This window comes from Desulfosporosinus sp. BICA1-9, assembly GCF_000802135.1.
Genome location: NZ_JUEE01000112.1, coordinates 1 through 13,045 on the forward strand (window position 1 = coordinate 1; position 13,045 = coordinate 13,045).

The 13,045-nt window shown below is 39.5% G+C and carries 14 protein-coding genes and 3 pseudogenes; 13 read left to right on the forward strand and 4 right to left on the reverse strand.

The window, feature by feature from the left end:
• The 7 genes and pseudogenes from JL57_RS14075 to JL57_RS36425 all read left to right on the forward strand — a co-directional run.
• Positions 1 to 241, forward strand: a pseudogene (locus tag JL57_RS14075) (hypothetical protein); the annotation flags it as partial.
• A 226-nt stretch (positions 242 to 467) separates the two neighbouring features.
• Positions 468 to 1,145, forward strand: coding sequence for a WYL domain-containing protein (locus JL57_RS14080; protein WP_291300088.1), 678 nt, complete (start codon positions 468 to 470; stop codon positions 1,143 to 1,145).
• A gap of 542 nt (positions 1,146 to 1,687) precedes the next feature.
• Positions 1,688 to 2,797 (forward strand): slipin family protein, encoded by a 1,110-nt coding sequence (locus tag JL57_RS14085; RefSeq protein WP_034142672.1) that lies wholly within the window; start codon positions 1,688 to 1,690, stop codon positions 2,795 to 2,797.
• Positions 2,798 to 2,892: 95 nt separating this feature from the next.
• A complete protein-coding gene (locus JL57_RS14090) occupies positions 2,893 to 4,473 on the forward strand; it encodes a HEAT repeat domain-containing protein (protein ID WP_034142673.1) in 1,581 nt (526 codons plus the stop codon).
• 49 nt (positions 4,474 to 4,522) lie between these two features.
• Entirely contained in the window at positions 4,523 to 5,128 is a 606-nt protein-coding gene (gene prfH, locus JL57_RS14095; protein ID WP_034142674.1) for a peptide chain release factor H, read from the forward strand.
• 68 nt (positions 5,129 to 5,196) lie between these two features.
• Positions 5,197 to 6,402, forward strand: a complete 1,206-nt coding sequence (locus tag JL57_RS14100; protein WP_034142682.1) for an RtcB family protein — start codon at positions 5,197 to 5,199, stop codon at positions 6,400 to 6,402.
• Positions 6,403 to 6,594: 192 nt separating this feature from the next.
• Positions 6,595 to 6,678, forward strand: a complete 84-nt coding sequence (locus tag JL57_RS36425; RefSeq protein WP_366557028.1) for a putative holin-like toxin — start codon at positions 6,595 to 6,597, stop codon at positions 6,676 to 6,678.
• A 481-nt stretch (positions 6,679 to 7,159) separates the two neighbouring features.
• Here the strand turns inward: JL57_RS36425 and JL57_RS14105 are convergent, their stop codons facing one another.
• Positions 7,160 to 7,480, reverse strand: a complete 321-nt coding sequence (locus JL57_RS14105) for a hypothetical protein (RefSeq protein ID WP_034142675.1) — start codon at positions 7,478 to 7,480, stop codon at positions 7,160 to 7,162.
• 167 nt (positions 7,481 to 7,647) lie between these two features.
• On the opposite strand from JL57_RS14105, the gene JL57_RS14110 reads away from it, so the two are divergent.
• From JL57_RS14110 to JL57_RS14130, 5 genes and pseudogenes are all read left to right on the forward strand, one after another.
• Positions 7,648 to 7,974 carry a helix-turn-helix domain-containing protein gene (locus JL57_RS14110; protein WP_034142676.1) on the forward strand — a complete coding sequence of 109 codons (327 nt, stop codon included), beginning with the start codon at positions 7,648 to 7,650 and terminating at the stop codon, positions 7,972 to 7,974.
• A gap of 315 nt (positions 7,975 to 8,289) precedes the next feature.
• Positions 8,290 to 8,673, forward strand: a pseudogene (locus JL57_RS14115) (DUF3102 domain-containing protein); the annotation flags it as partial.
• Positions 8,674 to 8,722: 49 nt separating this feature from the next.
• On the forward strand, positions 8,723 to 9,019 hold the full coding sequence (locus tag JL57_RS14120; RefSeq protein ID WP_291300089.1) for a hypothetical protein: 297 nt from the start codon (positions 8,723 to 8,725) through the stop codon (positions 9,017 to 9,019).
• 12 nt (positions 9,020 to 9,031) lie between these two features.
• Entirely contained in the window at positions 9,032 to 9,595 is a 564-nt protein-coding gene (locus tag JL57_RS14125) for a hypothetical protein (protein WP_291300090.1), read from the forward strand.
• Positions 9,596 to 9,707: 112 nt separating this feature from the next.
• The gene (locus JL57_RS14130) at positions 9,708 to 10,478 is read left to right on the forward strand and encodes a type II toxin-antitoxin system Phd/YefM family antitoxin (RefSeq protein WP_034142685.1); all 771 of its coding nucleotides are present in this window, start codon (positions 9,708 to 9,710) and stop codon (positions 10,476 to 10,478) included.
• A gap of 711 nt (positions 10,479 to 11,189) precedes the next feature.
• Here JL57_RS14130 and JL57_RS14135 read toward each other — a convergent pair.
• Positions 11,190 to 11,432 carry a helix-turn-helix transcriptional regulator gene (locus JL57_RS14135; RefSeq protein WP_034142678.1) on the reverse strand — a complete coding sequence of 81 codons (243 nt, stop codon included), beginning with the start codon at positions 11,430 to 11,432 and terminating at the stop codon, positions 11,190 to 11,192.
• Between the two features lie 327 nt (positions 11,433 to 11,759).
• On the opposite strand from JL57_RS14135, the gene JL57_RS14140 reads away from it, so the two are divergent.
• Entirely contained in the window at positions 11,760 to 11,948 is a 189-nt protein-coding gene (locus JL57_RS14140) for a hypothetical protein (protein WP_034142679.1), read from the forward strand.
• A 30-nt stretch (positions 11,949 to 11,978) separates the two neighbouring features.
• On the opposite strand, the pseudogene JL57_RS34435 reads toward JL57_RS14140, so the two are convergent.
• Positions 11,979 to 12,149: pseudogene (locus tag JL57_RS34435) on the reverse strand (alpha/beta hydrolase); the annotation flags it as partial.
• Positions 12,150 to 12,665: 516 nt separating this feature from the next.
• The coding region (locus tag JL57_RS14145) for a transposase (RefSeq protein WP_034142680.1) at positions 12,666 to 13,045 on the reverse strand (380 nt) is incomplete at its 5' end.

Consider the following 13,045-nt stretch of genomic DNA (forward strand, 5'->3'; position numbering starts at 1 on the left):
CCAAGAGACTGCAACGTATATTCGCCACCAAATGAAGCAAGCTGGAGTTACTACCCCTGTTTTCACGGATAGTGCAATCGGACTTATCCACTCAGAGACAAAGGGAATTCCTCGACTCATTAACACGATTTGTACTCATGCCCTGTATGAGGCTAAGCGAACAGGAAGTGAGGTCATTGAGGACGCTCACATTGGGCGTATTTTAGCGGATACTGAACGGCAACGTGGTACTGCTATGTAAAGGTTATCCACATTATCCCCAATATACACATTGATTAGCATGTGCGTGTTGGGGATTTTTCTTAATTTGCATGTGTTGTCGTTGCAATTCTACAGATCTTGGCATGTTGTCAGTACACTTCTTCCGCCATTGGCAGTGAGATTTACGCCGTCATTTTAGGTGAGAAGCGACAACAAACCTAGAAAAAGCATGGTTAAAAGCGTTGCTTAGCCAACCAGGAATAGAAATGACTTTAAGTGACGAGACTTTGGCCCAACTACAAACCATTCTTCGTGACATTGATACACCGATTAAAAAAGATTATCTGGAAATGACAAATATCATTCAGCTGCCGGAGATTTCTCAGCCGGATATATACCAAGATAATTTTAGATTGCTCTTAGAAGCGTTAATTCAAGAAAAGCCTATTCGCTATGATAACCAAGATAGAAAAGGGTATGTTCATAAGAATAAACTGGCCATGCCGGTTAGCCTTGAATATTCAATAAGAGACGGTAGATTTCGAATATCTATGTTTTCCCTTGATGATAACAGGCCGATTATGGCCAACCTTTTTACACTGTCAAACCTAAGGATCGTTAACGAGAAGGTCCCCATAGATAGAGAAACCGCGAGGGCATTACTTTTCGAAAAATACTCCCAAGAGCCCATAGTCTTAGAAGTTACGGACAAAAAGGGAGCGATGGAGAGAAGTTTTATGTGCTTTTCCGGTATGGAGAGATCAGCAAAACATTTAGGAAATAATAAATACGAGTTACAACTTCATTACTACCTATTTGAAGAAGAAAATTTAATACGGAGTATTATTTCTTTAGGACCCTATGTCAAAGTAACATCCCCTCAAAGAATCGCTGATGAAATAATAAGCCGAGTAAGAAAATCATTAGAGTTTGCAACAAGATGAATGTTGCAAACTTTTTGTCTTTTGACCGGCAAATTATCCCGGTATACTAAAAATGTTCCTAATTCCTTTACATAGATTTCAGTATAATCTTACGGTGCCTGACTTCTTAAGATTTAGGTATGCCGGTATCGGAATGTGGAGCTCAAGAACCGAGGAACGGAGGTTCGATTCCTCCATTACCGTAAGGTAATTAGCTCAGTGGTAGAGCCTTCGGCAAGGGGTTCGAATCCCCATCAGATTTAAGGATCTGAAGCTATGGTTAGCTCTCAATGGTCACCTGAAGATTGAATCTTTAGAGAGAATCCCATGTTTAGGCAGTACATCTGCAGAGACACCGGGACTTAAGCCATGAAGTGCGCGGATACCGGATAAAGCGAACCTAAACTTGTCTGAAGTAGTTCACGCCAAGGCTATGTCTGAGGCATAAACAATTAATCATGACCAAGATAGGTAACTCTGTCCTTAAGCAGTACTCCGCTAAGGTTCCGCAGGGATTCTCGAAAAAGATTCAGCAAAAATTGTTAAGAAAAGGATGGATTAAAATGAAGGTAAGCATTAAGAATGATGAAAGAGGTTTATTATTCAAAGACGGTAACTATACAAAATGCTTAAAACCTGGGAAACATTACCTTAATCCATTGCTTAAATATCAGGTTGTGACATCAGATGTTAATAATACCTTCGAGACGAACGGTAAAAACATCAATCTGTTTCTTGGAGATCATGAACTTTTGCAGGAACTCACAGTAATCGATATCCAGGACTATGAGATTGCTATCCATTTTGAAGATAAGAAGCTTACTGAGGTGCTAAAGCCAGGAAAATATGCATTCTGGAACGTCATGAAAAAGCATGAGTTTATCATCATAGATATACGAAATCCCCAAGTCCAAGGGGATATAGATCCTTCAGTCTACAGTAGCCCGAAGCTGGCCGGTTTTTTGAGTTACTGTGAAGTTGCAAGCTATGAAAAAGGGATTCTCTATTACGACAATATAATTCAAAGGATATTGGAACCCGGCAGATATTACTTCTGGAAGAGTCCAATACATATTGCCGTGAAAAATGTAGATCTAAGACAGCAGCAGATAGATATGACGGGTCAAGAAATTATGACGGAAGACAAGATCACCTTAAGATTGAATTTTGTCTGTCAGTACAAAATTATCGATCCACTAAAAGTCATTGAAGTAAAGTCCTTTGAGGAACAGCTTTATATCATTTTACAGCTCATCTTAAGAGAATATATAGGATCATTAAAGTTAGACGATCTTCTTTTAAAAAAGCAAGAAGTAGGGAACTACATCCTTGAAAAATTCCAAGAGAAAAGCTCCGGTTTTGGTGTGGACTTTATTTTTGTTGGGGTGAAAGATATTATTCTGCCAGGGGATATTAAAGAAATTCTCAATACCGTGTTGATTGCGGAAAAGAAGGCTCAAGCCAACGTCATCACCCGCAGAGAGGAAGTTGCTTCCACCAGAAGCCTCTTAAATACGGCAAAGCTGATGGAGGAAAACCAGACTCTTTATCGGTTAAAGGAACTGGAGTTCTTAGAAAAAATCTGTGATAAGATCGGAAATATATCCCTTACAGGTGGAGGCAGCTTGCTTGAACAGCTGAACAATTTGCTCTCGGCTAAGTCAACGAATTAAGATGAGGGCTCGTTAAAAATCTCTCCGAAGAACCAATGGCTGGTAGGAGAGATTTCCTTCCTTCGGGAGGGGAATCGAGAAAAGAAGGTGATTTAATGAGGGAATATCTTGATAAATACTCTGCACATCAGACTCTAATCAAACCCCTAAAAATGTTCGGATTTCCGAAAGTTAAAGATAAACTAGCTGCCTTGCATTGGTTAAGCAAAGATATCGATCCAAAGGATATTGAATACGTCTTTCCTCTAATTTTCGTAAAAAATACAACGCTTGCTTTAACTGCTGCCCAAATAACTGCAGGAATCATGAGTAAAATTGGGGGTAAGGACTGGAGCCGCATCTACGATCAGGTTAAATACACTAGGATAGATGAGAAAAGCCTGGTTAGCCTTTTAGAGTTTGAGACCGATATCTCCGTTCACCTGTTAGGTATTGCGTCACTCAACAGTAATGGCTATGTTCGGGAGAAGGCTTTGAAATTAATATCTGGTGTAAAAAGCCCAAGCGCTGTTCCATATATTCTTTTAAGGCTCAATGATTGGGTTGTATCTGTAAGAAATCTGGCGGAACATATTATTAAAAACATGTTCATTCCTGACAACATAGATCTTTTTATCAATCACTTTGATTTGATTAATAAATTACAAGACTCGGTTCGGGTGGATCTTAACCAAATAAAAATGCAAGTTGAAGATTTTCTCAAAGATGATTCCTTTAAAGATATAGTTAAGAGGAAGCTAAAACATCCTCAGGTTAAGACACGGCTGTTTTGCTATCAGCTATTGAAGGATAGGATTGTCAATGATGAAACCATCATAATCTCTGCTCTTCAAGATAAATCATTTGAAGTTAGGATGTGGCTTGTGGGAGCAATAAAATCTCTTGAACCTCAAGCCCGAGATGCGATTATTGAAAAATTGCTTCAGGACAAATCCTCTAAAGTTAAAACGGCAGTACTAAGGGAACATGAAGATGTTGTCTGCCTGAATTTTAGGGGAATTATAGAGATGCTTTTGGTAGATGAGTCTGCTTCCGTGCGAGATGACGCTAGATTTATCGTAAAAAAGCATTCAATGGTCACAGATATTCCAGAATTCTATAGACTCAAAATTCTAAAGAACCCTTTACCGGGAGCCATTGTTGGGCTAGGGGAAACAGGTGGCCAAAGAGACTTTGATATTGTTTGTGGTTTCAAAACAAATGAAGAACCTAAAATGAGACTAGCTTCCCTGATAGCGATGTGGCAACTATCGAAAGTGGATACCGTTGGTTTTGTATTGGACGCTTTAAATTCTGATCTGCCAAAGATTAAAAAAACAGCAAAACGTCTTCTCAAAAAAGCAAAAATGCCAGAAATACTTTCTGTAATGAAAGAGAAATTGAAGAGCGAAGATCTTAATACACGAATTTTTGCACTTCAAATAATTTATAGTTACGGAGGGTGGCAGGCTCTTCTAGCTATTCTTTATGCCATCTCCAGAGAGCAAGAGCCGGTTTTGAGTGAAGCAAGAAATATATTAAATAATTGGTTGCCTAAATCTACAAGTTTATACTCTAAGCCAGACAGAGATACAGAGAAAGAGATTATCAATCTTGATGAGACTATCCGCCTAAAAGGATTAATCAGCGAGAATGTCATAAAAGAATTACAATTTGTTCTTGCCACTAGAAGATAGTAATTCTACAATTGAGATTTTCTTTTCAAAAGTCAAGGAGGTTCCGGAAATGTGGATGCAAATTAGCTCAGGGAAAGGTCCTGATGAATGTGAACTGGCAGTAGGTCTTTTCCTGAAAACAATATTGAATGAAAATAAAACTACAAGAGTCATTGATTCAGTACCCGGACACTATAACGGTACCTATAAATCTATTCTTCTATCCATCGATCCGAAGGAATTTAAGGGTGATACTGACAGCACGAAAGGTACAATCCTCTGGATTTGCCCAAGTCCATACAGGCCTAATCATCGAAGAAAGAATTGGTTTATTAATATTGAAGTATATCAGTCGGCTGAAAGGTTCCACTTTACAGAAAAAGATGTAAAGATTGTCGCCATGAGAAGTTCCGGACCGGGTGGCCAAAATGTAAATAAAGTGGAAACGGCAGTCAGAGCAGTTCACATACCTACTGGGTTAACGGTTACAGCAGATGAGGAACGATCACAATATATGAATAAAAAGCTGGCACTTGCCCGCTTGGCAAACCTTATTGAGGCGAAAAATGAAGATAATAACAGTAGCCATAAAGAATCTATGTGGAGGCAGCACAACCTGCTTACCAGAGGAAACCCAATGAGAATTTATGAAGGCAAGGAGTTTAAACTAATATAAATACTGGATAATTGATGAAGCTAGGTATGACTATGTTATTTAATATAGGAATGGAACGGTGGATAAAAATGATGCAAATAGAAGGGAAATATAATATGGCGAAGGTGTATACGGATATTCTGGAAGAAGGGGCTGCTTCACAGATTGAAACCCTTTGTAATCAGGATTTTGTAAAAGAAAGCAAAATTAGGGTCATGCCGGATGTGCACGCCGGAGCTGGTTGCACAATTGGAACCACGATGACCATTACGAATAAAGTAGTCCCTAACTTAGTGGGGGTAGATATCGGTTGCGGTATGGAAACTATCTCAATCAGCAACAAACGATTGGAACTGCAAAAGCTGGATAAGTTGATTTATGAGAATATACCGTCAGGTTTTGAGGTGCGGAAGACACCCCATCGGTATAACGAACAAATTGATTTAACAGGGCTTCGTTGTCCTAAAGCAGTGCAATTGGACAGAGCAGAAAAAAGTATTGGGACATTGGGTGGTGGCAATCATTTTATTGAGGTTAATAAGGATGAGGCGGGCAGCTTATATGTTGTAGTTCATTCAGGGAGCCGACACTTAGGACTTGAGGTGGCAAAATATTATCAAGACGCTGGGTATAAGCAGATAAACCATAATGACAAATCAGATATGGAGGCACTCGTTGTCCGTTTAAAGTCTGAAGGCCGTGATAAGGAAATCCAGAATGCCTTGAAGGAATTTAAAAATCAGGTGCTGACCGAAATTCCGTTTCCTCTCGCCTATGTAACCGGGAGCCTGTTTGAGGACTATATTCATGATATGAAAATAGTCCAGCAGTTCGCAGTGCTCAACCGTAAAGCCATGATTACTGAGATCGTAAAAGGAATGAAATTAGACGTAGTGGAGCAGTTCACTACGACTCATAATTACATTGACACCGACACAATGATCTTACGGAAAGGCGCAGTGTCCGCAAAGAAAGGGGAAAAGCTTTTAATTCCCATCAATATGAGGGATGGTAGCCTCATCTGTGTTGGCAAAGGCAATGAGGATTGGAACTGTTCTGCTCCCCATGGTGCAGGCAGGCTCATGAGCAGGACCAAGGCCAAACAAAGTTTTACCGTTTCAGACTTTAAAAAACAGATGAAGGAGGTCTATACGACTTCTGTCAGTAAAGAAACCTTGGATGAGTGTCCAATGGCTTATAAGACAATGGATGACATCGTAAAGCATATTGGTCCGACAGCGGATATTATGAAAGTTATTCAGCCGATTTATAACTTTAAGGCGGGAGAAAAGTAAGAAGAAAGATATTCAGAAAATCATTTATATCTGTATTGTGATAGATACATGCAAGCTGTGTGGAGATGTATACAAACCTCCTTTTAGACATAATAAAAAGCACCCAAAATTGAGTGCTTATATGCTATAATTTATTTGTAACAGAAAAAGGCTTGCAGGGCGGTCGGCATTCCTCCGAAGGGAGGTGATGCCGTGGAAGTATACCAGACTTTGATGCTGATGATTTCATTTGCAACATTGGTAGTGTTAATACTTTCATTCCATAAACGGAAATAGACCGCCTCACAGCAAAGGTTCGGTCTATTCCGCACTTTTGAAGCCGTCCGCTCTTTAAGCGGCTGTTATATTGGAGTCATGCGAGTAACATGACTCCTCTTTGATTATAGTATACCACTGTTGATTCAAAATATCACTATTGATAGTGTTAGACAATACTTATAAAATTTGAAGCTAGATCATTGGCTAAGTACAAATCAGGCGTGGAGACCATAGAAAGTCCGGGACTGATTTCTTACGTGAAATAAGCGGCCAGCCCGATAATCGTATAATTGTACGATTATTGGATTGGCCGCTTATTTCACGGTATACAAATCCAGCAATTGAGAAGGCTCGTATTGTTGTCAAATCAGAAGCTTCTGAAAGTAGACTCGTTTTTATGCCTCTTAAATATGAGCCATTAAAATGATAATTCTAGTATTATAATCTAGGGCTACCGGTATTGTTGATAAAATTTAGCCGAATAAGACAGTAATCTTAATTAATTATCAGTTGGAAGGTAGATTGCATAATGAATTTTACGCCTTCCAATTATTTTATAAATGATAATAAATTCGTTCATAATATGAGAGAAGAAGCTAAGGGGATGGGATACCACTACAGCATCAAGGTAATTGGCTTCTTTGAGTAGCTTTTGTAATTCCAAACAGATCTCAAGGTTTTGTGGGCCTTCCACAATTTCGGTAAATAGTTTTATTTGTGTCTCTAGATTCCAATTTTTTAAGATATATTGCCTACAATTCTTAACTTGCATGATGACATCATTCTCGTTGGCCGATCTAGCGCAAATTGCTACCAGCATTATTATTCTTCCTTTATATTAGGTTTAATTGCCCGAAATGTAGAATCTTATCATGATATTAACAGTATAAGACAAAATACAGCTAATAGCAATATAATATAACGCTTATAGCGTGTTAATTAAGCATAAGCTAACCTTTATAGTTACTATTAAAGGGGTTGTGGTTAGTGGATTACGGCATAATTGGAGAACGAATAAAACAGGAACGATTAGATAAAGGATTGACTCAGGAAGTGCTAGCTGAAAAAGCGAATATTTCCGCCTCATTTCTTGGGCAAATTGAGCGGGGAGAACGAAAATTAAGCCTTGTAACTTTAATTGAAATTGCTAAAGTTTTAGGGGCCAGTTTAGATTACTTGGTTAGTGATTCCTCACCGAGAGAAAATCCAGAACTTGATGAATTGATTTACCTACTGCGCGATCACAGCCGGCAAGAAATAAGAATGATAACAGATATTTCTAAAACGGTTTTTAAATATTGTGATGTTAAATAAGCGTTCGTATAAAAAATTAATCAAATACAAATCAGGCCCGAATACCCATAAAAGTCCAGAACTGATTACTTAAGCGAAATAAGCGGCCTGTGCAATCGTACACGTGTACGATTGCACAGGCCGCTTATTTTATTCCACAAATTACTCAGGAAGTCCGCCCGTACTGCTCGACAATGAAATCCATAAAGTACCGGCTGGCAATGAGCAATACCTTCTTGTTTTTAAAGGCCAGGGAGATGGTATACCCAAGCCTTCACCATCCGAAGCCCGTCTACGTATGCTGTAATTAAAGCTATTAAAAAGGCGGGAATCAAAATGAATGAACAAATCACTGAACGTACGCCACTTGTCATCGCGGCTGAGATTAATAGGATCAAACAACAGACTTGTAAAATCATGCTTACCAATGCCATCGAGGTCGGTAAGCGCCTGAAGGAGGCCAAAGCCCTGCTCCCGCATGGAGAATGGGGAAAGTGGTTAGTCGAATCGGTGAGCTATTCCCAGCGCATAGCCAACAGGCTGATGCAGCTCTTTGAAGAATATGGAGATAAACTGTTCGCTTCCACCGCTGACAGCGGTAGGTCAAATTCGTCAGCGCTGACGAATTTGACCTACTACCAGGCCCTTCTCCTTCTGGGGATTCCGGAAGATGAGCGGGAGAAATTTATCCTGCAGCATGATGTTGAAGATTATTCAAGTATTAGATGCCGCTCAATGTCAAGGTCAACAATTGTGGTTATATGTAGCTATGCCTGTCTACGACACTCCGGTTAATTTTAAAGGATGGATTCCGGAATCAGAAACAGTTAAATTAACCAAAGATAATGTCAAACTTGTACAGGGAGATGTATTTCTAAAAGAAGGTACTCCAATTTATGAAGTTGATCAGTTTAATGAAATAAAATCGGCAACCTCAACTAATCTTACTCATGATGTCAGGGGAAGGATTGAGAAGAGACAAGAAACTTTTGCCTATCTTGACTCACCGGGAGGATGGTCTTTTTGGGTTGAAGATAAATATCTCATATTCCCGAAGGTTGATTGAAAAATGGAGGGGATGAATATTATTAAAGCCAATACATTGAATAAACGTATACGTCGGAGAGTCATCACATTCTCCTTGGTGCTTGTAAGCATCATCCTGCTTAGCGGACTGGCGGCTTGCAATACGTCGAGCACAGGCGCAAGTACAGCTGCAAGTAACGTCTCAGAAAGTGACGCGGTGCTTGCCATTACCCAGGAATCCTCTCCCCAAATAATTGTTTGTAGTACGACAGACGGCGGGCAGAATTGGGAAAAGGCTGAAATCGATACCGGCCCAAATTTATCTCCCGCTGCTAAACTTTCTTTCGCCGATGCCGAACATGGCTGGCTTTTAGCCGGCTATGGCGCCGCCATGGGTTCGGAGTTTGATGAGCTCTTCCAAACGACTGACGGCGGTACAACCGATATCAAGACCTGCGCCAATAAAATCGCCTTTTTATACGAGAGCCTGGACAAAACATTCAAGGAACTGATGTGGGAGTTGAGCGAGTTAGCTGCCAAGGATCCAGATACCCATGAAGCGTATAAAAATAAGGTGATTGATTTTTTAGCGAGAGGTTTGAAGGAGAAAATGTGACAGGATGGCGTGTTTGAGCTTGCCCGAAAGGTCGCAGTGAGCTAAAAAGGATTGCTAATCATCGTTCGATATAATATAATTATCGTACGGGGTGATTGGAATTATGAACGATATGAACGATATAAACGATGAAGACAATCAAAAATCGAACAATATAATTACAGCCACCGAGCTTAAAAGCAATCTCGGGACATATTTGGATTATGTAATCAATGATAATGAAGTGGTAATTACCAAAAACGGTAAAAAAGCGGTGAGGCTCACACCTTACATCACAGATAGCGACCGCAATTTTCTCATGAAGGAGAAGGCTTTGGACTACCAGTACGGAGGCAAAAAAGTCTCCTATGAGGAATTTATGGAAATCTACGAGAAAAGCGATTTGCGCATGGAATTCATCAACGGTGAAATTGTGCTGTTAAGCTCGCCAAGCACTATCCATCAAGAAATCTCGGGAAACTTACATGTTGGATTCAAGGAGTATCTCAAAGGGAAAGGGTGTAAGGTATTTTATGCCCCTTTCGATGTACATTTCCGGAAAGAAGGCTTCAAAGACCCTGATGTAATGCAGCCCGATCTGCTTGTTGCTTGTGATGTGGCTGAGACCACCGATGAAAAAGGCCGGTATATGGGCACGCCAGTCCTGGTTGTTGAGATCTTATCGCCAAGCACCAGATCCAAAGATATGGTAGATAAGCTGAATACCTTTATGATTTCCGGGGTCAGGGAGTTTTGGATTGTCGATCCTGATCAGGAGATTATACTGGTTTATGGGTTTAAAGACCTGGATATTGATCATTTTCGGACCTACAGGAAACAGGAAACAGTTCGGTCGTATTGGTTTCCTGATTTGGAAATAGCAGGGACTATGGTTTTCCCTTAAATCCTTTTGCTGTAAGCTTGAGATCAAGAATAGGAAGCAAGAATGGTTGAGGATGAGTGATAAACCGGCAATAAATTCTTATCAGCGGAAGCAATTGTGTTAAAAAATTGGCCAATGCAGTAATACTTCCTTATGTACTTGAGTATTATGGCGAATCTTTGGGCCGCTGCTCCCTGTTTTAGAATTTGAGATTTTCGACGAAAGGAGAAAATACTACCCTTGACAACGATGCCAGAAACATGATGGTGTAGCGGCTTTTAGCACACCAGTGGTAAAAGCCTTAATTACTGTATCCTTTTTCAGCGTCATTCTCAGAGCTTGCGCTGTGTGAAAAAAATGACTTGCTTTACCTTTTTGCTTCTGAGGTTCTATTCTCGTACAGGCAAAGGCTTGCAGTAAAGGAGAAGCTTTGCCGGACAGGATAAATAAAGTGGATTTGATCCCACTGATTTCAATAATGTAAAATAACTCTTTTTCCCACCTGTTTGGGTGGTTTATATTTCCAGTGGGCCTACGAAACTGCGGCATCCTTTGGACAGTTAGGCATGTTGCTTAATGACCAAATTAACAATGAAGAAAAGATAGCTCGTATCAGAGCGTTCTTAAAATTCATATTAAAAGTAAACCGAAACTTTCCAATATGTAATTTGATAGAGCCGTCACTAGTGTGGCGGCTTTTTCAGTCTGTTCTGAGGCTGCCACATACTGCGGCTACTTTACCTCTTGCTCCAAATTAGAAAAAAGATCGCAGTCAAAAAAGTCGCGAACACTAATTCCAAATCCGTCGCATAGCTTTTTGATGGTTACAATTCCTGCATTGTATGTTGTTCCGTTCACAATGTCATTTACAGTTGATTGCGTTACACCTGAAGCATTGCAAAGTGCATTGACTGTTAGTCTATGTTCTTTGCACAACAGCTTAATGCGTTTAACTACTGCCTGAGAAATATTCATTTCATCACCTCTAACCGGTATTCCGTTAATTAAATGATAGCAATTTGTTTTGCATATAATTAACGGAATACCGTTGAAATATAAATTGAGGCGATTTATACTAACGGTATACGCTCAAGAAAACCAAATTAAATAATCTGGAGTTAATTGAGCATCTGACGCCCCCATATCAAGTCTTTCTCTGGCATCAACAAAAATACATGGTGGCTAATATACTGGTGAAGTTGCTTTATTTTTCCGGAGAGATGGCTTAGTGATCTCCGAAACAGGCTTTCTGGAACCATAATATTCATATATGCAGGTTAAAACAAAGGAGAAGATTTCAGCATGAAAAAAATGCCTCTCAATGAAAAACTGAAAAAAGAGAAAGAAAAGCTGCACATGCTTGTGGAAGAAGCTTTAAAAAACGGCACTCCTATCATTCAAGATGAGGCGGTTATGGCTCAGAACTGTAAGGTCGATGCATTAATAGTTAAACTTCAAAAAGAGCTGGGACAGCACAAGAAAAAAGGATAAGAGGTATAGAGTGAGGCAACCAAGTTAATTTTATTTTTCTATGAACTGTATTAATTCTTTGTTGAATCTTTGACGCTGGTCGTAGAATAGGAAATGACCACATACTTTAAAGGGTACAAGCTTTGAATTATTGATACTATTCTTCTGTGAAATAGCTAAAGGATATAGGCATACTTAGTCATTGATACCGTGAAGAATCAATTCGTAGATTACAAAATGCTGACTAGAAATATGTTTCTATGCATGAGAAAATAGAGTAGGATTGAGCAAGTAAATATAAAATGTTAATAGCAAATTGAGCGAGGAGCACTTCAACAAAATAATTTTTGGAATATTGAGAATAGTTAACACTGGTGTTAATATATCTGTATGAAGATAAATATTGATAGAGCTAGCGTTGACCCCGTAAAAACCAAAAATAATCAAATCAGGGCCAGTTTTTTGTACCACGGTATTTGTTCCACCGCTTACAGTAGATCCAAATCAACTAACAATAGAAGCGTAGATATTCTGAACGATTATACTACTCATTCCAGCAATAAGGCCTTTTGCAAATGATCATTTGATCATAAATAATCCTCTTTTGGAAATTTGCAGGCTGAACAATATAGAATTTTAATTCTATTCTAGATTCAACGTAAGCGCTTAACGAAGCAGTGCATTGACAAAATAAAACCCCAGTACAATTCATCATACTGGGGCGAACCATCCAAGCTATTATTGATTGTTGCGACAGTAGTCTGGCAGTTTCTGTGACCAGGGCATAAAGTCCTCAAGTAGTGATGGATTAGCCTTGAAGTCAATTCCTGGCAGTTTACTGAAGATATAGAATAGGAACATGTAGACGTTGATTTTATTAGCCTTAGCTGTTTCCACAATACTGTAAACGATGGCGCTGGCTTTGGCCCCTTTGGTCGTATCTGAAAATAACCATCCCTTCCTTCCTATAACAAAGGGGCGAATTTTATTCTCAGCTCGATTGTTAGATAATTCAATCCGTCCGTCTTCGAGAAACGCGCTCAATGAAGCTTTTTGGTTGACAGAATAGGTGATGGCTTCCGCAAGTTTGGAGCCTTGGAGAACGTTGACGGTTTCAA